The following is a 23,358-nucleotide window of genomic DNA, read 5'->3' on the forward strand; positions in this document are numbered from 1 at the left end:
AGCTATGAACACTTTAAAGCGAAAATTTTATTAAATAATTTATCTAAGAAAATTGGGATTCATTTAGGATAATCGGGGTGCCGTGTAATATCACTTCACCCCAACATTTGACATAGAACCAAAATTTTAAATTTGTTGCTTGAATACATTTCTTCTTCTTTTTAGAATAAAAGAGAAGGAGGTTTTTTATGCTTGTAGCTCTTACTGATCGACACGAGCAAGTTATTTTGAACTCAAGCATACCAAAGACAGCCTTAAAACAACTTCGACAAACGACAAAATTCTATTGCCCACAATGTAAGCAACAACTTCAATTTAAAATTGGTACATTTAAAATTCCCCATTTTGCACATAATTCCAATAGTCTTTGTGATAAGTACTTTTCAGAACGTGAAACGGAGCGCCATTTATTAGGAAAAGAGCAACTGTATCAATTTTTCCACTCGCAACATATTGATGTACAATTAGAACCTTACTTGCAAAATTTAAAACAACGGCCGGATTTACTTATAAAAGAGGGTGGTCATCGCTTTGCAGTCGAGTTTCAATGTAGCCCGATATCGTTAGAGAAAAAAGAACAAAGGAATACAGGCTATGAAAGAGATTTTATTAGTCCCATATGGATTCCTGCTCAACCTGTTAATAAAGAATTCCAAGAGGGCATTATGAAAATTTCCTTGCCTAAGCAGCTTCAGCAATTTATCTTATCATCTAATCAACAACAATATATTATGTTGTACGATCCAACTATGCGACAATTTATTTATTTATCAAACTTAATGTTCCTTCGTGGAAATTATTTTATATCAAAAGTACAAGCTTTGCCGATAACTAATCAAAAATTCCCATTTTATCTGCCTAAAGTGATTACAAGAAAAGAATTTTCTCAATATGTATGGCTATACCATGCTTATACACATAACTATTTAAAATCAAGAGTATTATTAAGTAGAAAAGGTGTGAATGACTTATTTTTAAGGAGTATTTATGAGCTTCGTCTAAACATCCAAACGTTGCCAAAATTTATTGGAGTTCCAGTTCAAGAGAGTGATGCAATAAGTTTATATACAGTAGAATGGCAGGCAGCATTATTTTATTTTTTGCACATTCAGCAATTGCAGCTTTCAAATATGAACAATCAAGCCATTAATTATTTTTTAAAATGGGCAAGTTTACCTGAAACAAAACGTACAGTTTGTGCTGTTAAAAACTATTGTTGTATTTTGCAATCACTCTCCATAAATCATCCACATCAGCCTTGCCTTGAGATGGAGTTAACTAATCAACTGTATAGCCATTTTCTTGCAATCAACTATAAATATTGAGAAAATGGGAATATGATTTGAATTCAGAAATAAATACGTATCGGAGGCTTTTCCAATGGCGAAAAAAGTATTAACTCGTGAAGAAGTACCTGTAGAATTAACATGGGATTTAGAAGGAATTTTCCCGTCAGATGCAGCATGGGAAGAAGAGTTTAAAGCAATTGAATCTCTACTACCTGAGGCAGAAAAATATAAAGGAAAAGTTGCTGAAAGTGCGAAAACTTTATATGATACACTTCAATTTAGCGATATGGTGTCAGAGCGTTTTGGGAAACTTTATGTTTACAGCCATTTAAAACATGACCAAGATACTACAAATGCAAAATATCAAGGAATGGAAGGCAGAGTACGTTCTTTGGGTGCAAAGCTTTCTGCAGCTTGGTCGTTTATTACTCCAGAAATTTTATCCATTGAAGAAGAAAAAATTCAAAATTATCTAGATGAGTACGAGCCATTAAAATTATATAATCAAATGTTAAAAGAACTAAATTTACAACGTCCTCATGTATTAACTGCTGATAAAGAAGAATTATTAGCTCAGTTTTCAGAAGTAACAGGTGCATCAGGAAGTACTTTTAGTGCATTAAATAACGCAGATCTTGAATTTCCACATGTAAAAAATGATGAAGGTGAAGAAGTACCGTTAACACATGGTAATTATATTACGTTTTTAGAGAGCGATAAACGTGATGTGCGTGAAGGTGCATTTAAGGCAATGTATGAAACTTACGGAAAGTTTAAAAATACATTTGCTTCGACGTTGGCTGGTAATGTAAAGGCTCATAATGTAAGTGCTCGAATTCGCAAGTATAACTCAGCTCGCCACGCAGCTATGAGCAATAACTATATCCCTGAAAAAGTATACGATCAGCTTATTTCAACAATCCATGAATATTTGCCTGTGCTTCACCGTTATGTAGCACTTCGCAAGCAAATACTAGGAGTAGATGAGCTCCATATGTATGATTTATTTACTCCTCTCGTAAAGGAAGTAAAAATAGACATGCCTTATGAAAAAGCAAAAGATATGATGGTAAAAAGTTTTGAACCGTTAGGAGAAGAATATCAATCCATCGTACAAAAAGGATTAGAGAGCCGCTGGGTGGATGTTCTTGAAAATAAGGGAAAACGCAGCGGGGCGTATTCTTCTGGTACGTATGGTACAAATCCTTTTGTGTTAATGAACTGGCAAAATAACTTAAATAATTTATTTACTTTAGCACATGAATTTGGTCATAGTATGCATAGCTATTACACACGTCTAAATCAACCATATCCATATGCAGATTATTCAATTTTTGTAGCAGAAGTAGCTTCAACATGTAATGAAGAACTATTATTCGATTATTTATTAAAAACAACTGAAGATCCAGAGCATAAAATTTATCTACTAAATCATTGGTTAGACGGATTTAGAAGTACTGTTTTCCGTCAAACAATGTTCGCGGAATTTGAGCATATTGTTCATGAGATAGATCGTAACGGAGAAGCAATTACGGCTGAGCGTTTGACTGAAATATATTATGATTTAAACAAACAATATTTCGGAGATGCGATGACGGTTGATGAGGAAATTGGCCTTGAGTGGGCACGTATACCTCACTTCTATTACAATTATTATGTATATCAATATGCAACAGGCCAAAGTGCAGCAACTGCATTAAGCAAGCAAATTTTAGAGGAGGGTCAGCCTGCTGTTGAGCGTTATATTAATAATTTCTTAAAAGCAGGATGTTCTGATTTCCCGATTAATGTATTAAAGGCTGCAGGAGTGGATATGGAGTCGCCGACACCTATTCAAGAAGCTTGCAAAGTATTCGAGGAAAAACTTAACGAGCTTGAGTTGTTATTACTTAAAAATTAATTTATTGAAGGAACTAGGCGTTGTTTTTTAAAGCCGTGTTTATTCTTACCTAACTCCGAATAGTCTCACTATTTAATAAGTGACTCTATTCGGGGTTTTTCTGTTTTTAGAATAGATCTTTTTATACTTAATTTTCATACGAACGAAAAGCTGTGTTATTTTAGAAATAATCATCATTGTAGGCATCTTTTCATACTATATCTTTGGGGTGAAAAAATGCCGAGAGTAAAATATCGAGATGCTGATGTTGATTTAATTGCTAGGATGATGAGAGCGGAAGCTGAAGGTGAAGGAAATCAAGGAATGTTATATGTTGGAAACGTTATTGTAAATCGCCTTGTAGCGAATTGTTTAGACTTTATTGATTTAAGATCAATTGAAGATGTCATTTATCAGGTGCAAGGGGGAAATTATTCCTTTGAGGCTGTTCAAAAGGGTAATTTATTTTATAATAGAGCTAGACCTAATGAACAAAGATTAGCAAGACAAGTTTTGGACTATTGGAGAGATCATCCAGGAAAATATGCCCTTTGGTATTTCAATCCATATGCTCCTTGTCCTTCAACATGGTATGATCAACCTTTTGCTGGTCAATTTAAAAATCATTGTTATTATGAGCCGGCAGCTGGCACATGTGAAGGAGTTTATCGGGGTTAAATTGAAACTGGCAGTGAAAACTAGACGTTTTCTCTGCCAGTTTTTATATGAGGAATTTTTTAGATATCCTATTCGTTTTATCCACGTCCAGCTTGGAATGAAGGGTACAATGTCATACCACCATCAGCAAAAAGAGTAATTCCTGTTACATAGCTTGATTCTGAGGATGCAAGCCACGCCGCCACCGCTGCAATTTCTTCCGGCTTTCCAATGTACCCCATTGGAATCATACTTTCAACATCCGCACGCTGCACGGGGTCAGCAAATTTTTCTGCATTAATCGGTGTATTAATTGCTCCAGGTCCAATGTTATTTACACGAATACCTTTCGGTGCGTATTCCATCGCCAGTGTTTGAGTCATTAATTTTATACCACCTTTACTTGCAGCGTAATGAACAAATAAAGGCCATGGAATCTTCTCGTGAACACTCGACATGTTAATAACATTACCTTTAATGTTGTTTTCAACAAAATATTTAATCGCTTCTCGGCTACCAATAAATGCACCAGTTAAATTCGTATCAATTACTCTATTCCAGTCACTTAAAGTCATTTCATGAGAGGGAACTGGGTTTTCTAATCCAGCATTGTTAATCATTACGTCAAGCTTTCCGAAGTGTTTGATAGCGGACTGAACTAAATCAACCACCTCAGATTCAACAGTGACATCAGCTTTTACTGCAATTGCTTCACCGCCTACATTTTTAATTTCTTCTAACACGCTGTTGGCTTCTTCTTCTTTGGAACGGTAATTCACTACTACTTTTGCTTTTTCAGTTGCAAAACGAATCGCCATTGCCTTTCCTAAACCTGTAGACGAACCTGTAATGACAACTACTTTTCCTTCTAAATCTTTATACATTTCTTAAATGACCTCCTAGTTAACTTTTAGTGAGCCCTAACAAGATTCCTGCTATGACGATAAGGATAATTCCAATAATAATTCCAATTATTTGGCGCTTTGTTTTCTTCTCACCTAAAATGATGATACCGCCTAATGTTGAAATAACTATCCCCATTTGCGAAAGCGAGAAACTTGTTGCAACACCGACTCTAGGTTGTGAAATAAATAAAAACATATTACCAGCTGCCCAAATTAAACCAGGGATGATGTTGCGAATTGCATATTTATTAAATGGTTTATGTTTAAATGTCAGCAATAGTCCCCCTATAACCATACCAATGGCTTGAGGTAATAAAGCAGTCCAACCGTCTACATTAAATAGTCGGATTACAACTACATAAACTAAATAACCCAAAGTTGAAATTAATAAAATAACAATTCCTTTTTTAAAGTTTCCTTTTCCTTCTTCAGTTGCTTTCTCTTCCTTGCTTTGCAGTGATGTTAAAACAATCCCAATGATGATAAAAATAATGGCAAGCACACCAAGAATAATTGATGTGGTTGTAGACCATTCCCGAAAAACTATAACTCCGAATAATGTAGTGGATACTAATTGAAGCCCAGTTGAAATAGGCATCGTTTTAGAAACTCCAATTAAATCAATACTTTTCAGCTGATTAGCTTGACCAAGTGCCCAAAATAATCCCGAAACTACTCCGACGCCAAAGATTAAAGGAGTAATGGCTGGTTGTGTGAAAATATAAATACCAATGGAGAAAATTAAAGCTCCTAACGTTGTTCCAAGTGTTTGACTGTAGGGGCCTCCACCTAGTTTTACGTTAAATAGCACAATGCTTCCCCAGAATACAGCAGGTAAAATCGCTAATAGTATGTCCATGCTCCAAAACCTTCCTATATTAAAATAATGGTATCAATGTGTTGGATCACTAATATTTAATCCTTTTAATCTTAGAACAGGGAAACTGTATTTTTAAATTGTTCTAAAAAGAAAAATCTATACCTTTTTATACAAAAAACAGCTTTTACAAATAAAAGCTGTTTAAAATTGTTTTTACTTATTTTATACATATTTCAATTAATGGACTTTCAACTGTTTTTATATGGAATTGATGCTTATTAATGCGCTTCTTCATTTTCTAGTTCTAGAGATCTTATTGATAGGGTTTTTGTTTTTATCTCTTTTAAGCATGCTACTCTCTTTTTCTTATGCCTCTTTGTAACTCCAATTCATTTTTTAAACCCTTCTGTAATGAGTAACACATTATGATCATAATAAATGCAAAGGGGAGGGCAGCTAAAATAGATGCAGTTTGTAATACATTTAAACCTCCAGCTAAAAGCAATACAGCAGCTACCGCTGATTGTATGATTCCCCATGTCATTTTTATTTTGTTTGAAGGATTAAGTGTTCCGCCTTCACTTAACATTCCTAATACAAAAGTAGCGGTATCTGCAACCGTAATATAATAAATAGCTACAACTGCGAACCCCAAAATTCCTAAAAAAGAGCTTAATGGAAGATAATTAAAGAATGTAAAAATCGAAAGAGATACATTTTCGGCAATATAATTTGCTAAATCACGGTTTCCGGTACTTTGAACCAGCTCAAGTGCAGAACCGCCAAATACGGACATCCAAAGACAGGTTCCGAGGGTGGGAACAATCAGTACGCCAATTACAAACTCTTTTACGGTTCTTCCTTTTGAAACTCGAGCAATAAACATGCCGACAAATGGAGCCCAGGCAATCCACCATGCCCAATAAAATAAGGTCCACGTTGCTATCCATTCTCCTTCACTAAATGGATTTAACCTTAAACTCATATGAAGAAAGTCACTAATATAGAGACCTATCGTATTAAAGAAAACTTTTATAACTGTCAAGGCAGGACCGACGAGCAAAATTAGCACCATAATCGCAATTGATAGGATGATAGCTGCGTTGGATAAGTACTTTATTCCTCTTTCCAAACCTGTATTAATAGAGATAATAAAAAGGACTGTTGCGATTAAAATAACGAGCAGCTGTATAAATAATGTATTGGGAATACCGAAAATATCATGCATTCCTGCTGTAATTTGCATTGCTCCAAGGCCTAAAGAGGTTGCAATACCAAAGACTGTTGCAAAGATGGAAAGAATATCAATCGTTTTTCCTATAGGTCCATGAATTCTGTCGCCCAAAATTGGATAGAAGGCTGAGCTGATGGCCGCGGGGAGCCTTTTATTGTATTGAAAAAAAGCAAGGGCTAGTCCAATAACAGTGTATACTGCCCACGGATGTAGACCCCAATGGAAAAAGGTATATTTCATGGCGGTGTTAGCTGCATCAATAGTATAACCATTACCGTATGGAGGAGCTGTATAGTGGGTAATAGGTTCTGCAACACTCCAATAGACAATCCCGATTCCCATACCTGCGCCAAACAACATGGCTAGCCAAGATCCAGTATTGAAATCAGGTTTATCATTTTTTCTGCCTAGCCGGATATTTCCATATTTGGAGAACAGCAAGTAGATTGAAAAAATAACAAAAAATAGAGTAGCTCCTATATAAACCCACCCAAGATAATCAATGGAGCCGTTATAAACAGCATCTGTAACATTAGTAAGATTTTCAGTAAAAAAAACTCCCCATATAATAAAAATTAGGGTAATTAATATGGAGAGAATAAAAACACTATTTTCCTTAAATTTATTATTATCCATAGAAACCTCCTAATGATGGAAGAATGCCTTTTGTAGTTATTGCGTTAAATAGTGTTGTTAATGATTGAAGGGATTATATTGGAATTCCCACTTTTCGGTATCCATTAACTCCTCATATGGAACTTCATGACCACCACCGAGATAAATGGTTTGCCCTTTCATCGCAACTACCATAGCTTCAAATAACACATCACTATTCCTCTTTTTAAAAATGTCTCCTAACTGTACGGATAGTTCACTGTATGGTTGGATGGTTTGAGGGTAATCACCACCAATGTCCTCTTCAACATTTACCATGTTTTTATAGTCAATAGGATGGCTATCAGGGGCACGGCCGGGAATCATCAATAAATACTCAGTATGCTTGATTCCGTTTAAATCACTTGTTACTACACCTTTGTTATCAACAGTTTCGACTACTTCAATTTCGTTTAAGGAATAGTGATCAAGGGTATCTGGGGATGGATTGTTAATTAAAATTAAATTTCCTGCCACAGGTTTTTGATTTTTGCTAAGCGTGTATACCTTATGATCAAAAATAAAACTATCATTTTCTTTTGGAATGTATCTTTCTACACTTGCAGCATTTGTTATATGCTGAGTTAAATCCCTCAGTTTAATAAGATGAACAGAAAGTTTATACATTGGTTTTATAGCATATACTTTGTGTAACTCATTGTTATAGTATACAAATTGCCCTTTTCTAACTTGAAACAGTTTCACAACTAATTCTCCCTTCAATAATAGATAGAGTAAAAATTTTAATAAGGAACTTGGATGCATCGCTTTCTATTTAGGATGTCTCTTTTTTTGAAAAACATGAAGTTTAAAGTTGGAGGGTTAATAAATTTTGAGTAATAGAAGAACATGATGAAATACAAAAAGAATGAATTAGTGATTGAAGGTTTTAAAAAACTAATTAGCTGCGCTTTTTTGATAAATAAGGATACTTCAAAACATCTTTTCTATTTTTGATGTACCGCTATAATATTGAAAACGTTTACTATATGGCGATTTTGTGAAACTAATGAAGTTTCGTTGCATAGATTATTATTCCATGATAAATTAAATACGTGAAATAAATCACATAACAAACATACACCCCTTTGTTTGAACGTGAACATTTCTCCCATCCCCTTTGTGAAAAGAGTCGCCGATATTCCTAATAGGAAAGAGGCGGCTCTTTTTTTATTTTTATATCGTGTTAAAAAACAAAGAGGATAATTGTCTAATGAAAAAAGCAGAAAAAAATGCACAGCCTGTCGAACATCTCTGCATCAGTTAGTTTTATTTTGAAAATAGAGTAAACCATAAGCAGCATATTCTTAAAACAGTGTGGATCCGTATAAATGATCATCTAATAAAAAAGAGTGCAGACAGAGTCGTTATTGACTTGTCTGCACTCTGAGTACAATTCAGCATAACTAAATTGCACTTTTTAACCGGATAATTCCGATTTATAAGACTATAAATTTATTAAGTTGATAATAGTTTAATTTAGTGAATAAGTGCTTAGAAAATTATTTTTTACGCCATAGGGTAACATCATCGTTTGTGATGCGTTCGATTTTTTGCTGCAGCATTCGCTTCTTTAATTCCCGTTCTGCTTGATGTTCAGAAATTGAATAAATTTCGGCAACATCTTGTGTTGTTAAAGTAATAAACTTATCAAACAATTCATCAAAAGTAGGCAATGGTTGGCATGTAATTTCTTCATTCAGCATTTCTTGTAAAATTTGTACATATACCTCATAACTATACATACCACTTACTTTTAATCCTTCGTCTTCAATACGTTCACTAAAGAAAACAATACTTGGAACTTCATCGACTTCCATCTCTCGTGTTATGTGTAAATCACATTGAAAGGCGCGGCCTGCTTCCTTTGAACCGAAATCTGTAATAAACTCATCGACATCAATTTTTGACTCTTTTGCAATATCGATTAAAGCGCAATAAGAAGTTATATTTTTCGTATTCAAAAGTGCATGCTCCTGAAGTTTTAACATATACCTAGAAGCTGCTCGTTTTCCCTGTAATTCGGCTGCTTTAATAGCAATCGAAGGAAGTGCAGGGTGTGTAATATCCAGTTCAACACCTGAAAGGCAACCTTTTGTACGTCTACTTAAGCTATTTAATGAGGCAAGCTTTGTACTCAAAACATAACGCCAAGTAAAATAATGCTCGTATTCGACTAGAAGCTTTCGCAACATTGTTTGCATTTTTAACGCTTTGTGACAAAGAGGATCTATAAAAATATATAACTCTATCGGCTTTGTAATACTAGAAGGTGCGGCAGGTTTCGATAATAATTGGACATTATTCACTCTAACTCCTCCTCATCTTCGTTTGGTGAATTAATCATGTGATGAGCAGTTAAGACAAGGCGTTGATAATATACTTCACGAAATTTTCCATCAAGACCTACTTCATCCATTGCCTCCTTCATACATTCAAGCCAAGCTTGTGCACGATCAGGTGTTATTTTAAATGGCATGTGTCGCATTTTTAACATTGGATGTCCGTGTTCTTCAGTATATAAATTTGGCCCACCTAAATACTGGGTTTGAAATTGAATTTGCTTTCTTAATGTTTCAGTTAAATCTTCCGGAAAAATAGGAATTAACAGTGGATGCTTCGCAACACGTTTATAAAAAGCGCGAAGGAGCTCAGAAAGTTTTTCAGCACCAATTTCCTCGTAAGGAATCGTGTATTTTCGATTCATAGGTGTTACTCCTTTACTTCTTTTATAAGTATACGTAATGAAATATCCGTGTATTGCATACCGTATCTTTGTTATCACAATTGATTATTACTATCTCAATAAGAAAGTATTAATTTATCTAACAGCGTTTAGCGTAAGCCACCAAAACCCTCGGGGTCGCTGTGTTTCCATCGACGCGGGTTAAGTAGAGTGGTTGAGCTTTTCTTATTGATATCTTCATTCTATCAACGTATTACTTTTTTCTCAAACAAATCGCATATTGAAAAATTAACCGTTAAAACTTGGTTAATAAGTTCAATAGAGATTAATGACTGTATATGTAAGCTATACTATGCTTTATAGTAATTTATTACTTTTTGAACATAGTTAATTGTTTCCTTAAATGGCGGAACTCCATTATATTTAGAAACATTACCAGGGCCCGCATTATATGCTGCAAGAGCTAGTTCGATATTATTATCAAATTTTTCAAGCATTTGACTTAAATATTTTGTACCGCCCATTATATTTTGCACAGGATTTTTTGCATCCTGTACACCTAAAAATCTTGCCGTACTAGGCATTAGCTGCATTAAACCTATTGCACCAGCAGAGCTTACTGCATTTTCATTGAAATTTGATTCTTGCTTAATTACTGCTGCAATTAATTTTTCTGGCACTCCATATTTTTCTGAAGCATTTGCAATAATGTCTGAATAGATGCCCGCTCCTGCTAATACATTTTCATAACCGTTATTATTTAAATAATCCTTATTTTTATAATTATTGAATACAGATTCACTGTTTGTTTGTAATAATTGGTCATAATAAGAATTTGGTATGTATGAGGAATTGCTTTTAAAAAGGAAGTTTGATAAATAATCATTATTAATTGTTGTAGAATCATTTGTTGAAATAAAATTTTGCAATTCAGAAAAGCTGCCAAGTAAATCTGCTGGATTGTTCGCTGAAGCAGAAGATGAATTGGTAAGCATTTCTTCAAGTAATTGTGTGAAAATAGATTGATTATCTGTTAATGATTGAACATCTGTAGATGAATTTCCTAAAGATTGAATTGCTTGAAGTTCAAGCATCGTTTTCATTGATGTAATATCCAATCCTATCTCCCTTTCTTGTCTTTTAATGTTTTCATGAAACGAGCAATTTTTTTATCTGCGATTTGTTTTTCAATTTGGTACTCATTCAAAAAGTCATCAAAAATTTTCTTTCCTTCGATTTCGTTACTTGTTTCATATTCTACCTCATAATCATCACGCTGCAAATAGAAAGAATGATCAAATACGATTGTTCCACCCTTATACGGAAGTTCTACTCGATCTGTTGTTAAGGTTCCAAATACATGTAATTGTTCAATTGAAATATTTAATTGGATCAATCTTTCTTTTACTCTTGGAGCAAAAAAATTTAAACCAGCTAACATGAGCTCTGCCTGCTCCTTTGTTAATACATCTGTTGTTTCTATATGTATATTTTCAGATGCTTTCTCTTTTAAAGTACACACGATTTTGTCATTAGTTTCTCGTATACGAAGTCCGCTTGACAAAGATTTTAATGCCATTTGTGGTGTATCAAAGTAATGATTAGTCTGACGAACTATCATTATGTCATCCACGTTAAACTCCTTTAATAAAAAATCATATTGTTCTTTTGTTAAAACATTTTTAAATTCAATTTCAAGTTCCTGTGTCATTGTTAGTCCTTTCTCAATAAAGAATACGATAAAATTCCTTTATTCTTTTGCTCGAAAATGTGCGCTGCTATGATAAAATATGAAGGAATAGTGTTGAAGGGAAGTTTACATAATGCGCAATGTTTATATAGTTGATAACTACCAATTTGTACATAATAATCTACACTTTAGTTTAAACGAAAATGAAAACAGAATACAAATCCAACCTGCAGGACAATTACTAGCAGATTCAGATAATTTAGCCTTTGTTTACCTTCTTGAGGAAGGAGAGGGCTATAGTTACTTACATCTTCCTCAGCAGCTATGGCCACAGCTTGTAGAACTGTTGAAGCTTAACCGTAATCCGTATTTGCTAATTAATAATAATCCAGTAGAATTAACAAATTTTACAGATGAATTGCAAATGCTCGTATTCAATATTGAAGGCAATGATAATTACGGTACTGATTTTGTAGAAGCAGTAGAAAAAGCATTCACAGAAATTTTACGTGGCGAAGGATATTAATTAGTAGAAGTTTTAAGCGTCGTAGGTAAGTGGTGTTGTTGGCCTTTCGTCGGGAGGAGGAATTTATATGGGACATTGGGATATTTTTTTAAGTCCTTATAAACAAGCAGTGGATGAATTGAAAATTAAGTTAAAGGGAATGCGTTCGCAATTTGGCAATACTGGAATGACTTCTCCCATTGAATTTGTTACTGGTAGAGTAAAACCTCTTGCAAGTATTTATGATAAAGCTCGTGAAAAAGGAATTTTATTTGAACCATCACAAAAATTAGCTACTGAACTACAAGATATTGCAGGCTTGCGCATTATGTGCCAGTTTGTAGATGATATCGCAACAGTAGCCAATTTAATACGTCAAAGAAATGATTTGCGGGTAATCGAAGAAAAAGATTATATTACTCATAACAAGCCAAGTGGATATCGATCCTATCATATAATTGTTGAATATCCGGTCGAAACAATTCAAGGAAAGGTAGATGTGCTAGCAGAAATTCAAATACGGACTCTTGCTATGAATTTCTGGGCATCTATTGAGCATTCATTAAATTATAAATATAAGGGTGTATTCCCTGAAGAAATAAAAAATCGACTACAAAATGCAGCAGAAGCTGCGTTTAAGTTAGATGAGGAAATGTCATCTATTAGAAGTGAAATTCAAGAAGCACAAGTTTATTTTACAGAAAATAAAGAAGCATCTAATCCAACGATTCGAACAACTACAGAGGACAAGGAGCGTGAGTAATTTGAGATTTTCGATTCAATCACGCAGAGATTCCCAATCAAATGAATTAAAGGATCTCGCAAAAACATATTTACAAGATTTTGGACTTATTTTAGATGATGATGAACCTGATATCGTGATTTCTATTGGTGGAGATGGGACACTGCTGCATGCTTTTCACCATCATGCCAATCGTTTAAGTAAAGTAGCTTTTGTCGGAATCCATACTGGACATTTAGGATTTTATGCTGATTGGAAGCCTTCCGAGTTGGAAAAGTTGGTTTTGTCAATCGCTAAAAGTGAGTTTAATGTAGTTGAATACCCGCTATTGGAAGTTCAAGTGCATTATCATAATGCACCATCCAAGAGGTATTTAGCGCTAAATGAAGCAACAATTAAATCACCAGATGTCACTCTCGTTATGGACATCGAATTAAATGGTGATCATTTTGAACGTTTTCGTGGAGATGGGCTGTGTGTTTCTACTCCATCGGGGAGTACAGCATATAACAAAGCTCTAGGTGGTGCAATTATCCATCCTACATTACAGGCTTTCCAAATTACAGAAATGGCATCAATTAATAACCGAGTATTTAGAACAGTTGGCTCCTCGCTTGTATTACCTGCCCATCACAATTGTGCACTAATCCCGGTGAAGGACCAACAATTTACCATGACAATCGATCATATCCACCTTATTCAAAACGATTTAAAGTGTGTAACATTTAATGTTGCAACTGAAAAGGTACGCTTTGCACGTTTTCGTCCATTCCCATTTTGGGAACGTGTACATGATTCGTTCGTTTCTAATGAGTAATTAGGTGGGAAAATGGAAAAAGGATTTAAGTTGCAATTTAAAGCACAAAATAATGGAGAGCTTTTGCGAGAAGCAATTAGTCGTCAAGGTATATCAAAAAAGGGACTAACGGCAATAAAGTATAATGGCGGTAAGATTTTTGTCAATGGTGAAGAACGAACAGTTCGATATATTTTAACACAAGGAGATACTATTACCTTAATATTCCCACCGGAGGAATTTGGTGAAGGGCTTATTGTTGAACATGGAAAATTAAACATTATCTATGAAGATGATGCGTTGCTCATTCTTGAGAAACCACCATTTATTAATACAATTCCATCAAGGGAGCACCCAACAGGAAGTATTGCAAATTTTCTATGTGGATACTTTGAAGAAAAAGATATTCATTCGACTGTTCATATAGTTACAAGATTAGATCGAGATACTTCTGGATTAGTTTGTATTGCAAAACATAGCCATATTCATCATTTAATGGGATTACAGCAAAAAAACGGCCTCATTAATAAACAATATGAGGCAATTGTACATGGACATCTTTTGCAGGGCGAACAATCAATTATTGCTCCGATTGGACGTAAAGAGACGAGCATTATCGAACGTGAGGTACGAAGCGATGGGCAATTCTCACATACAGATGTTAAGGTCTTGAAAATAGGGTATGCGAAAAATGGCGAGCCAGTTTCCCATGTTCGATTAAAGCTTCATACTGGAAGAACACATCAAATTCGAGTACATATGGCTTATATCGGCCATCCGCTTGTTGGCGATGAGCTATATGGTGGAAGTCGTGAATTATTTGAAAGACAGGCTCTTCACTGTGTGCTTCTTGAGATGGAGCATCCATTGACCAAAGTAAAGTTGCGCTTTACAAGTAAAATACTTGAACCGATGAAAAAAATAATGAATAATGATGAGATGTTCGAATAGATAGCTTTTCGAACATTTTTTCATTTATTAAAGTATTATGAAGTTTTAAAAAGGTATTTACGTGCATTGTAAATCAACTTATGATGTAGATTGAGAGGAGGGGACATGCATGGTAGAACAAAATAATAATAAAGAAGTAATGTATAACGAAGATGATTTGCGACAACTCTTAATAGATGAAAATATCGATTCATTTCGTGAAATCTTCCTAGAACTTCATCCATATGATCAGGCACAATTTTATGAGAAGGTTGGACCTGATATAAGGAAAACAATCTATCAATTCTTGTCTCCTCAGGAAATGGCTTTAATCTTTGAAGCAATTGAATTAGAAGACGAAGAATACGAGAAGTTTTTATATGAAATGGATACAGCATATGGTGCAGAAATGCTTTCTTATATGTATACCGATGATGTTGTTGACGTTTTAAATGAACTGGATGAGGAACATCGTGAAAGCTATCTTGAAATGATGGATAGTGAAACAGTTGAAGAAATAAATGAGCTGTTAGCGTATGAAGAATACACTGCTGGGGCCATTATGACAACTGAGTATGTGTCGATTCTAGAAAATTCGACAGTTCGTTCTGCTATGACAGTCCTTCGCAATGAAGCACCAAATGCAGAAACGATTTATTATGTTTTCGTTGTTGATGATAATCATCGTTTAACAGGAGTTATTTCGCTGCGTGATTTAATTGTGTCGGATGAAGATACGTTAATTCATGACATTATGAATGAACGTGTCGTGTCAGTAAAAGTTACTGACGATCAAGAAGAAGTTGCACAAATTATGAAGGATTATAATTTCTTAGCTATTCCAGTTGTCGGTCAAAATCGTGAAATGCATGGTATTATAACAGTCGATGATATTATCGATGTAATTGATGAAGAAGCATCAGATGATTATTCAAAACTTGCCGGGGTTTCAGATATTGATGATATTGATGCTGGGCCGTTTAAAGCTGCGAAAAAGCGTTTACCTTGGCTTATTATGCTGTTATTTTTAGGAATGTTAACTGCATCTTTAATGGCACAATTTGAAGCTACTTTAGATAAAGTTGCGATGCTTGCATTGTTTATCCCGTTAATATCAGGTACTTCAGGCAATAGTGGGACACAGGCGCTTGCTGTTGCAGTGCGAGGTATTGCTACAGGGGAAATTGATGAAAAAAGCAAAGCGAAGATGATTCTTCGAGAAATTATGACGGGCTTAATAACAGGAATTGTTTGTGGTATTTTCGTTATCGGGATTATTTTCTTCTGGAAGCATACTCTTATTGTTGGTTTATTAGTAGGTGCAGCAATTTGTTGTTCCATCCTAGTGGCAACAATTGCAGGCTCTTTTATTCCTTTACTAATTCATAAACTTGGGGTAGACCCGGCTGTTGCATCAGGTCCATTTATTACAACATTAAATGATGTTACAAGTATTCTAATATATTTAGGCTTAGCTACGACATTTTTGGGTCAGCTTAGCTAAACATTATTATTTGCTTTTAGCAGACAGTGTTGGAAGTTTAAAGTTCGGATTCACGAAATATTTCATTTTGCATATTTATATGAAAAAAGGATGTGTAAAGTGGAAGAGCCATTACTTTTTATTCCAACACCACCAATATATTATATTGAGGTGGAAGCTGAGCAAGAAGAACCGTTTTTAGAAGAAAGTACTTCGGTTTACGAAATTTCAAGAGCAGAGAGAATCAACCCCGTTATAGCAAAACAACTAAACTATTTTTCACAACCTGCTAGAAAAAAGGCAGGCCGTTCATTATTATTTAACTTAAAAAATAACGAGAGAATAATGGGTGTTATTGAAGAATTTGATGGCTTTAATGTAAAAATTAAAACTTCTCAAGCGGTTGAAAAAGTCAATGGAAATGATATCCTATCAATTTTAACAGTGAACAAAACATTTTAAAAAAGTATTCAAATTAAAAAGGGTGATCCAAAATATTCATTTTGGATCACCCTCTATTTTGCCGTTGATTAGTCGCAGATGTGTAAGTTTACATCTTTTACGCATTGCACACCGCAGAAGCATGAGAGGTCAACTGTTAGACATGTATCAGTTTTTCTGAATGAAATAACTTCAGATAATAGTCCCATTGAAATTCCAGTTTCATCGTCGTTTAATAAGTTAACTGGTTCTTCTTCATCCCATGGAGCCACTACACGTAATGTTGCGCAACTATCAAATACATCTTCTACACGGAAGAATACTGATGGTAATACTGCTCCTTCAGGAGTCGAAAAGAAGGCAAAGAACGGTAAACCATTTGCATTAAGTAGCATGAATACTCTTGTATCTGCATTTCTTCTAGTAGGACTAACAAGGCCTCCAAGTGGCTCTAAGTAACAGCTTGTTCCACAGTTGTCGCAGTCATCATCTACTGCTTGATTTTGTATATCTAAAATTGTTTTTACAACATCACTTACACAACCTTCATGACGATGTGATGTGCCACCGATATTATCTTTTCTTCCACAACCCATTATCATTTCACCTCACTTTATCATAGCTTCAATCTACAATATGTAAAATTGCAATCGAAAACCGGGCGATAGTTTATAGGCGCTTAATTTAGGTGCATTTTTTTTGAGAAAAATACCCAAACTAAGCAAGGTGACAGAATTGAATAGATTAACTTTCTGATGACCATAATGGTGGAAAAGGGGGTTGAATTTTGAAAAAAATGGCATTTACTCTTTTCCTCATCCCATTTTTTTTAATAGGATGCTCGAACGAACAGACAATCCAAATATTAAATGAAAGTGGAGATGAAGAAAAACGTGCAGAAGTCGAAGAGATGATAAAAAATACAGAGGAAGTGTATACAGGAACAGCCATTTTTGTCGAGGATGAATTGTTAGTAGCAATTCAAGTAAAGCCTTGGCTAGGCTTTAAAGAACGAAAGGTTGAAAAAAGACTGCAAAAAGAAATTGAAGAAAAATACCCAGATTTAAATGTAGTTGTATCGACAGACTATAAAATGCACTGGGAGACTCAAAAGCTTTTAGAGGAAGAAGATCAAAAAAAGGTTAGTGAAAAAGTAGATAAACTAAAAAAATTAGCTAAGGAGGAAACGTAAATTGGATCCACAAGAATATCAACAATTAGAACAACAAATAACTCCTCCTACACCATATGTAAAAAACGTCTTGAAAGCATTCCTAGTTGGAGGAATTATTTGTACAATTGGACAAGCCATAACTTATTTTTTTATCATTTTTTTTGATTTTACTGACAAAACAGCAGGAAATGCTACTGTCGCAACAATGGTATTTATTTCAATGCTTTTAACAGGTTTTGGATTATATCGAAAACTTGGTCAATTTGCTGGAGCAGGTAGCGCCGTTCCAGTAACAGGTTTTGGGAATGCGGTTATTTCTGCTGCGATTGAGTACAGAACAGAGGGGCTTGTTCTTGGTGTCGGAAGCAATATGTTTAAACTAGCTGGATCCGTTATTTTATTTGGTGTTGGTTCCGCATTTTTTATTGCATTAATTAAACTTATTTTAGTGTCAGTGGGCGTGTTAGAATGGTAATTTTATTTCAATCTAAACCTTCAATTATTGCTTGTGGGGCAGTAGCGGGACCACTGGAACGGAAAAGTGTATTTAATTCTTATTTTGACTCAATTGTAGAAGATGAAAGATGGAATCAGACGACGAATGAGCAAGGGCATTCAAAAATGATTTCAGAAGCATGTGATATCGTTATAAAAAAAGCAAACATAAAAAATTTAGATATTGATTTCTTTTTAAGTGGCGACTTAGTAAATCAAATGACCCCAACTAATTTTGCTGCTAGAGAGCTTGCTTGCTCATTTATTGGGTTGTTTTCTGCCTGTGCTACTTCCGTATCCTCAGTTATTATAGCAAGTTTACTTACTGATTTAGGAGCATCACAGCTTGCAATTGCTGGTGCATCAAGTCAACATAATGCAATTGAACGACAATTTCGTTATCCGATAAATTATGGTGCACAAAAACCAGCGACATCTCAATGGACAGTGACGGCTGCAGGATATGCATTAATAGGGAAGCATAAACCTGATCATCCATCAGTAATAGCTGGAACAATCGGCAAAGTTGTAGATTATGGAGAAGTAAACCCTTTTCATATGGGAGGCGCTATGGCACCAGCTGCATTCGATACTATTACCTCTCACCTAAAAAAACGTAAGCAAAAGATTAGCGATTACGATTTGATTATGACAGGTGATTTAGGAAAAATCGGTTTAAAAATTTTAAAGGCAATGCTTGCTCAAAGTGGTGTAAAGCAGGATGAGTTGCAGCTTTTAAGAGATGCAGGTGCTGAATTTTATGGAGAGGATGAAAGTTTCCAAGCAGGTGCAAGTGGTGCGGGTTGCTCGGCTGCGGTATTTTTTAGCTATATCGAACAGCAACTAAAAACTGGTCGGTTTAACAGAGTACTTCTTGTTGCAACAGGTGCTCTTCTCTCTCCACTGTCTTTTCAACAAGGGGAGACGATTCCTTGTACTGCACATGCGATTGAAATTACAATGGAGTGAGGCGGAAGAATGCTTTTTTTAAATTTTTTAATTGCTTTTATTGTCGGTGGCCTTATTTGTGTAATAGGGCAGTTAATTATGGATGTTGGGAAAATGACACCAGGACATACACTATCAATTTTAGTTGTAGCTGGTGCAATTCTTGATGGATTAGGTTTTTATGAACCACTTATTGATTTCGCAGGAGCAGGTGCAACAATCCCGATTACTTCTTTTGGAAACTCACTAACACATGGAGCATTAGCTGAAGCAGAGAAGCATGGTTGGGTTGGTGTGTTAACAGGAATGTTTGAAGTAACTAGTTCTGGGATAAGTGCTGCCATTGTATTTGGTTTTATAGCAGCATTAATTTTTAAACCAAAAGGAAAAGCAAACTAGACTAATACCCCTCTTTTACTTTTTATTACTGCATAGTATACAAAGTAGAAAGGAGGGGATTTTTAATGTGGAAAAAATGTAATCAAGTAAGTCCTTATTACGATTATGGTCACAATAATGTTAGTCCTGCATATGATATGGGGAGTTGTGGCTGTGGAAACCAAGTGAGCCCTGCTTACGATATGGGAGATTATTGTGGCAGTCAAGTAAGCCCTGCATACGATATGGGGTACTACAATGGAGGAGATTCTAAAGGTTCTACTTTTGTATTAATTGTAGTATTATTCATCCTATTAATTATCGTAGGTAAGGCTCATTTTTAAGGAGGGAGATAAATGCAAAACCCTTTTTTTAAGCAAATAGAAAGCAAAACTGGTGTAGATATGGAAGAAATCTTTGCACTTGCGAATGCGATACAATATGCTGATTTTACAAATGAAAAACAAGTACGGAAAATTGTAAAAAAAGTAAGCAGAATAGCGAACAAACCGGTTACAAAAGAATTAGAAGATCAAATCGTAAATTCTATTCTGCAAGAAGGCCAATCCTTAGATTTAGGCAAAATTCAAAAAATGTTAGGATAAAAAATTAAAAGAGCTGGCTTGATATTGATCAAGTCAGCTCTTGTTCTTCATTTGTCAAAATTACACTAAGGCGTAATTGTTAAATTTCTTTCTCCATCGAGCGGTGAGGAATACCTGCGTCCATAAATTCAGGAGAAGTTACGATAAATTGCAATTTTTCATAAAATGGAATTGCATAGCTTTGAGCATTTAATTTTAATTTTTTAAATCCATGCTCTTTTGCATACTCTTCAACCTTTTGCATAATTAAAAAACCAAGCTTTTTTCCTCGGTACTGCTTCAGCACACAAACGCGCTCAACTTTCCCAATTTTACTTTCATATTCGCGAAGACGGGCTGCTCCAATAGTTTGTTCACCATCTTTTACAATAAAATGAATAGCATTGTCATCGTGTTCATCAAGTTCAAGATGCAATGGTACTCCTTGTTCTTCAACAAAAACTTTTTTTCTAACTGCAAACGCTAGTTCAAGCTCTTTATCTGTTTCAACAATCTTTACTTCATACACGATTATTCAGCTCCAGTAAATCGGTATGTTTCATATGTTGTCCACGAACCATCTTCTAATTGATATACTAAGTGGATGCGGTCAATTGTTTCTTGTTCATTTACACCAATCATTCTTAATTGGCCATAAATATCATCATGCTCAGTTGCAGTTAAGTCTTGTGCAATTGTAATATGGGGAATAAACACATGCTTTGGTTTACCGATATTTACTTGATTTTGCAGTTCTTGATGAAGACTTGTTAATTGTTCCGTTGGTTCAATTCGGAAAAATATAACATTTGTCGTTGGGAAGAACGAACTAATACGTGATGCATGAATATTTAATGGAGCATATTTTTTTGCAATAGAGGCAACTGTTTCAGAAATTTTATTAATTTCTGTTTCATCTGCTTCAAATGCTTCCTTTAACGTAATATGTGGAGTGATTTTTGAGTAATGTGAATCATATCGTTTGCGATATGTGTTCGCAAGATCTTGCAATTTTTTTGATGGAAATACCACAATACCGTACTTCATCGTTCATGCCCCCCTAGATTTGTTAATTTTCAAAAATAATTATAACAGATTTTAAATATTTGGACATTTTATCACTCTGGAATTAACTGAAATTTTCAATTAAAGCTCTTTTTAAATCAGGCTTCCAATATTTCCATGTATGGTTTCCATTAAATTCTTCATAGAATGTTTTATACCCTTTAGTAAGGAATAACTCATGCAATTTACGATTTGGTGTTAAAAAATCTTTAATTTTTTTATCTGTTGTCAGTACTTGATCCTCGCCTTTTCCAACGATGTGATATATTGAAATTGAATTTGCATTATTTGATTTATCTACAATGTTTAATACGTGTTCGTCTACATATGGTGACTGCAATATTGCTTTACTAAATATATTTGGATATTTTAAAGCAGCGAGTAGCGATGCTGTTGCGGCCATCGAATCTCCAATAAGACCTCTAGATGTACCTAATTGAAAGGTTGAATATTCATTATCCAAATAAGGAACAAGCTCGTGAGCTAAGAAACGTAGATATGCTTCATGCTGTTCACCAGTCGGAATGTATTTTCTTCTTCTATCTTCCACACTTTTATATGGGACCCCAACAATTATGATATTGTCAATTTCATAATCATCCAATAATTTATCAGCAAGACGTGGGATACCACCTAACTGGAAATAATCTTTTCCGTCAGAAGCGATTAAAATGTTATATTTATTAAGTGGAGTATAGTTTGCAGGCACATAAATTAATAATTCAATCTCCTCTTGTAGTGCATTACTGTAAAATATCGTATCCTTAACAGTTCCTTTATCCACTAAAGGGACCTCCTCTATTTAAATATATTTATGGAACATCAGCTCTCGATACCTTACCTTTTTTACAAAAGTAAAGACCGCTTTTTGTCGTAGGGTTAGACGTACATGGATGTACTAGCGTCGACATTCCACTGTTTTGTCGATCAGTTGTGGTCGGAGCTAAGCGGGCGTTCTCAGCTTTTATAGATATCCAGCTGCGGCGGCTAGGCTCTCGTGTCGCTTCGACTTCCTTCTGCGCGTGTAAACACGCTTGGCGGAAGTCTCCAGCGCATGTCGAGCCTAAACGAGCCGCCTCCGCTTTTAAGTATAACGTAACGAAATTGTATCATAATCAAATGCGAGCGTGTACTATGTAGTATGGGAAGTAGTATTGAAAAAATTATTATTAATAATAGAGATGAAAAGAGGCTGAGATAATGGATAATAAAAAGAATCGAATTTCATCAGAAGCTGTATCACAAGCAACAAAGGATGCATTAAAAAGACGTGGCGTAAAGATAGAAGATATTGCCGAAATTGTTTATGAAATGCAGGCCCCATATAATGAAGGATTAAAAATTGAGCATTGTATGCACTCAGTTGAAAGAGTGCTTCGAAAACGGGAAGTGCAGCACTCTATATTAGTGGGAATTGAATTAGATGAGCTTGCAGAAAAGAAAATGTTGTCACAGCCTTTACAATCCATTATAGAGTCAGATGAAGGTCTATTTGGAGTGGATGAAACATTAGCACTGGGCTCTGTTTTAACATATGGAAGTATTGCTTTAACAACATATGGTCATTTAGATAAGAAAAAAATAGGCATTATTAAAAAGCTCGATTCAAAAGCTGGCAATGGTGTCCATACATTTTTAGATGATTTAGTTGGCAGTATTGCAGCATGTGCAGCATCAAGAATCGCTCATAAAATGAGAGATATAGAAGAGGAAAGTGAATCGATTTCACTATAAAAACATATAGACCACTAATTTTGTGATAATATAATGGAGTAATACTAAAAAGAGGTAAATTTATGAAACCATCAGACATCAAAACATTAATTACAAGTGGAGTAATCATCTCGGCAGTTATTCTATATTTAATTTTTAGATAATCTCACACTAGTGTTGCATTAATTTAAATTCACTATTAAAAATACTCAAAATGTTCAATATTATTATTTTATGCAAAGAAAAAGTCCTTTATAATGGATTAGTCAGGTGGTAACCCGTCCAAATCC

Annotated in this window: 28 protein-coding genes; 16 read left to right on the forward strand and 12 right to left on the reverse strand. The window is 34.8% G+C overall.

Features of this window, described 5'->3' with window-relative positions:
* Nucleotides 1-188: 188 nt before the first annotated feature.
* The 3 genes from EKG35_RS15770 (at nucleotide 189) to EKG35_RS15780 (ending at nucleotide 3,846) form a co-directional block, all read left to right on the forward strand.
* Complete coding sequence (locus EKG35_RS15770; protein ID WP_246020431.1) at nucleotides 189-1,325, forward strand: competence protein CoiA; 1,137 nt, start codon at nucleotides 189-191, stop codon at nucleotides 1,323-1,325.
* Nucleotides 1,326-1,380: 55 nt separating this feature from the next.
* The gene (pepF, locus tag EKG35_RS15775; protein ID WP_126295499.1) at nucleotides 1,381-3,189 is read left to right on the forward strand and encodes an oligoendopeptidase F; all 1,809 of its coding nucleotides are present in this window, start codon (nucleotides 1,381-1,383) and stop codon (nucleotides 3,187-3,189) included.
* A gap of 216 nt (nucleotides 3,190-3,405) precedes the next feature.
* Entirely contained in the window at nucleotides 3,406-3,846 is a 441-nt protein-coding gene (locus EKG35_RS15780) for a cell wall hydrolase (RefSeq protein ID WP_126295500.1), read from the forward strand.
* Between the two features lie 77 nt (nucleotides 3,847-3,923).
* On the opposite strand, the gene gdh is transcribed toward EKG35_RS15780, so the two are convergent.
* From gdh to EKG35_RS15820, 8 genes are all read right to left on the reverse strand, one after another.
* On the reverse strand, nucleotides 3,924-4,709 hold the full coding sequence (gene gdh / locus EKG35_RS15785) for a glucose 1-dehydrogenase (protein ID WP_126295501.1): 786 nt from the start codon (nucleotides 4,707-4,709) through the stop codon (nucleotides 3,924-3,926).
* A 19-nt stretch (nucleotides 4,710-4,728) separates the two neighbouring features.
* Nucleotides 4,729-5,589: a RhaT/GlcU family sugar-proton symporter gene (locus EKG35_RS15790; RefSeq protein WP_126295502.1), complete on the reverse strand. Its 861-nt coding sequence runs from the start codon at nucleotides 5,587-5,589 to the stop codon at nucleotides 4,729-4,731.
* Nucleotides 5,590-5,902: 313 nt separating this feature from the next.
* On the reverse strand, nucleotides 5,903-7,420 hold the full coding sequence (locus EKG35_RS15795) for a glycine betaine uptake BCCT transporter (protein ID WP_126295503.1): 1,518 nt from the start codon (nucleotides 7,418-7,420) through the stop codon (nucleotides 5,903-5,905).
* Nucleotides 7,421-7,477: 57 nt separating this feature from the next.
* Complete coding sequence (locus EKG35_RS15800; protein ID WP_126295504.1) at nucleotides 7,478-8,143, reverse strand: hypothetical protein; 666 nt, start codon at nucleotides 8,141-8,143, stop codon at nucleotides 7,478-7,480.
* 797 nt (nucleotides 8,144-8,940) lie between these two features.
* The gene (locus EKG35_RS15805) at nucleotides 8,941-9,747 is read right to left on the reverse strand and encodes a DsbA family protein (RefSeq protein ID WP_126295505.1); all 807 of its coding nucleotides are present in this window, start codon (nucleotides 9,745-9,747) and stop codon (nucleotides 8,941-8,943) included.
* The gene (locus EKG35_RS15810; protein ID WP_126295506.1) at nucleotides 9,744-10,145 is read right to left on the reverse strand and encodes a globin domain-containing protein; all 402 of its coding nucleotides are present in this window, start codon (nucleotides 10,143-10,145) and stop codon (nucleotides 9,744-9,746) included. The genes EKG35_RS15805 and EKG35_RS15810 overlap by 4 nt, the downstream gene beginning before the upstream one ends.
* A 329-nt stretch (nucleotides 10,146-10,474) precedes the next feature.
* The gene (locus tag EKG35_RS21470) at nucleotides 10,475-11,242 is read right to left on the reverse strand and encodes a lytic transglycosylase domain-containing protein (protein WP_126295507.1); all 768 of its coding nucleotides are present in this window, start codon (nucleotides 11,240-11,242) and stop codon (nucleotides 10,475-10,477) included.
* Between the two features lie 2 nt (nucleotides 11,243-11,244).
* The gene (locus tag EKG35_RS15820; protein WP_126295508.1) at nucleotides 11,245-11,835 is read right to left on the reverse strand and encodes a CYTH domain-containing protein; all 591 of its coding nucleotides are present in this window, start codon (nucleotides 11,833-11,835) and stop codon (nucleotides 11,245-11,247) included.
* Nucleotides 11,836-11,947: 112 nt separating this feature from the next.
* Here EKG35_RS15820 and EKG35_RS15825 point away from each other — a divergent pair, with 112 nt between their 5' ends.
* From EKG35_RS15825 to EKG35_RS15850, 6 genes are all read left to right on the forward strand, one after another.
* Nucleotides 11,948-12,340 (forward strand): UPF0738 family protein, encoded by a 393-nt coding sequence (locus EKG35_RS15825; RefSeq protein WP_126295509.1) that lies wholly within the window; start codon nucleotides 11,948-11,950, stop codon nucleotides 12,338-12,340.
* 67 nt (nucleotides 12,341-12,407) lie between these two features.
* Nucleotides 12,408-13,082 carry a GTP diphosphokinase gene (gene yjbM, locus EKG35_RS15830; protein ID WP_126295510.1) on the forward strand — a complete coding sequence of 225 codons (675 nt, stop codon included), beginning with the start codon at nucleotides 12,408-12,410 and terminating at the stop codon, nucleotides 13,080-13,082.
* A 1-nt stretch (nucleotide 13,083) separates the two neighbouring features.
* The gene (locus tag EKG35_RS15835; RefSeq protein ID WP_126295511.1) at nucleotides 13,084-13,878 is read left to right on the forward strand and encodes an NAD kinase; all 795 of its coding nucleotides are present in this window, start codon (nucleotides 13,084-13,086) and stop codon (nucleotides 13,876-13,878) included.
* 12 nt (nucleotides 13,879-13,890) lie between these two features.
* Nucleotides 13,891-14,808 carry an RluA family pseudouridine synthase gene (locus tag EKG35_RS15840; RefSeq protein WP_126295512.1) on the forward strand — a complete coding sequence of 306 codons (918 nt, stop codon included), beginning with the start codon at nucleotides 13,891-13,893 and terminating at the stop codon, nucleotides 14,806-14,808.
* Nucleotides 14,809-14,917: 109 nt separating this feature from the next.
* Entirely contained in the window at nucleotides 14,918-16,291 is a 1,374-nt protein-coding gene (mgtE, locus tag EKG35_RS15845) for a magnesium transporter (protein WP_126295513.1), read from the forward strand.
* Between the two features lie 99 nt (nucleotides 16,292-16,390).
* On the forward strand, nucleotides 16,391-16,732 hold the full coding sequence (locus EKG35_RS15850) for a 4-diphosphocytidyl-2C-methyl-D-erythritol kinase (RefSeq protein ID WP_126295514.1): 342 nt from the start codon (nucleotides 16,391-16,393) through the stop codon (nucleotides 16,730-16,732).
* A 68-nt stretch (nucleotides 16,733-16,800) separates the two neighbouring features.
* Here EKG35_RS15850 and EKG35_RS15855 read toward each other — a convergent pair whose 3' ends face one another.
* Complete coding sequence (locus tag EKG35_RS15855; protein ID WP_126295515.1) at nucleotides 16,801-17,307, reverse strand: CotY/CotZ family spore coat protein; 507 nt, start codon at nucleotides 17,305-17,307, stop codon at nucleotides 16,801-16,803.
* Between the two features lie 191 nt (nucleotides 17,308-17,498).
* Between EKG35_RS15855 and EKG35_RS15860 the strand changes: the two genes are divergently transcribed.
* The 6 genes from EKG35_RS15860 to EKG35_RS15885 all read left to right on the forward strand — a co-directional run bounded on the left by EKG35_RS15860 (nucleotide 17,499) and on the right by EKG35_RS15885 (nucleotide 20,311).
* Nucleotides 17,499-17,903 carry a hypothetical protein gene (locus EKG35_RS15860; protein ID WP_126295516.1) on the forward strand — a complete coding sequence of 135 codons (405 nt, stop codon included), beginning with the start codon at nucleotides 17,499-17,501 and terminating at the stop codon, nucleotides 17,901-17,903.
* A 1-nt stretch (nucleotide 17,904) separates the two neighbouring features.
* On the forward strand, nucleotides 17,905-18,360 hold the full coding sequence (gene spoVAC / locus EKG35_RS15865; RefSeq protein ID WP_126295517.1) for a stage V sporulation protein AC: 456 nt from the start codon (nucleotides 17,905-17,907) through the stop codon (nucleotides 18,358-18,360).
* A complete protein-coding gene (locus EKG35_RS15870) occupies nucleotides 18,354-19,349 on the forward strand; it encodes a stage V sporulation protein AD (protein WP_126295518.1) in 996 nt (331 codons plus the stop codon). Before spoVAC ends, EKG35_RS15870 begins: the two co-directional genes overlap by 7 nt.
* A 9-nt stretch (nucleotides 19,350-19,358) precedes the next feature.
* Nucleotides 19,359-19,727: a stage V sporulation protein AE gene (gene spoVAE / locus EKG35_RS15875; protein ID WP_126295519.1), complete on the forward strand. Its 369-nt coding sequence runs from the start codon at nucleotides 19,359-19,361 to the stop codon at nucleotides 19,725-19,727.
* Between the two features lie 182 nt (nucleotides 19,728-19,909).
* Complete coding sequence (locus EKG35_RS21645; protein ID WP_410798736.1) at nucleotides 19,910-20,050, forward strand: YjcZ family sporulation protein; 141 nt, start codon at nucleotides 19,910-19,912, stop codon at nucleotides 20,048-20,050.
* A 12-nt stretch (nucleotides 20,051-20,062) separates the two neighbouring features.
* Nucleotides 20,063-20,311 carry a stage VI sporulation protein F gene (locus EKG35_RS15885; protein ID WP_126295520.1) on the forward strand — a complete coding sequence of 83 codons (249 nt, stop codon included), beginning with the start codon at nucleotides 20,063-20,065 and terminating at the stop codon, nucleotides 20,309-20,311.
* Nucleotides 20,312-20,390: 79 nt separating this feature from the next.
* Here EKG35_RS15885 and EKG35_RS15890 read toward each other — a convergent pair whose 3' ends face one another.
* The 3 genes from EKG35_RS15890 to EKG35_RS15900 all read right to left on the reverse strand — a co-directional run bounded on the left by EKG35_RS15890 (nucleotide 20,391) and on the right by EKG35_RS15900 (nucleotide 22,139).
* Nucleotides 20,391-20,819, reverse strand: a complete 429-nt coding sequence (locus tag EKG35_RS15890; RefSeq protein ID WP_126295521.1) for a GNAT family N-acetyltransferase — start codon at nucleotides 20,817-20,819, stop codon at nucleotides 20,391-20,393.
* A 2-nt stretch (nucleotides 20,820-20,821) separates the two neighbouring features.
* Complete coding sequence (locus tag EKG35_RS15895) at nucleotides 20,822-21,337, reverse strand: YjcG family protein (RefSeq protein WP_126295522.1); 516 nt, start codon at nucleotides 21,335-21,337, stop codon at nucleotides 20,822-20,824.
* An 82-nt stretch (nucleotides 21,338-21,419) separates the two neighbouring features.
* On the reverse strand, nucleotides 21,420-22,139 hold the full coding sequence (locus EKG35_RS15900) for an alpha/beta hydrolase (protein ID WP_126295523.1): 720 nt from the start codon (nucleotides 22,137-22,139) through the stop codon (nucleotides 21,420-21,422).
* Between the two features lie 416 nt (nucleotides 22,140-22,555).
* On the opposite strand from EKG35_RS15900, the gene EKG35_RS15905 reads away from it, so the two are divergent.
* Complete coding sequence (locus tag EKG35_RS15905) at nucleotides 22,556-23,089, forward strand: phosphatidylglycerophosphatase A family protein (RefSeq protein WP_126295524.1); 534 nt, start codon at nucleotides 22,556-22,558, stop codon at nucleotides 23,087-23,089.
* The last annotated feature ends 269 nt before the right edge of the window (nucleotides 23,090-23,358 follow it).

It is taken from the genome of Lysinibacillus telephonicus, assembly GCF_003966145.1.
Classification (GTDB): domain Bacteria; phylum Bacillota; class Bacilli; order Bacillales_A; family Planococcaceae; genus Ureibacillus; species Ureibacillus telephonicus.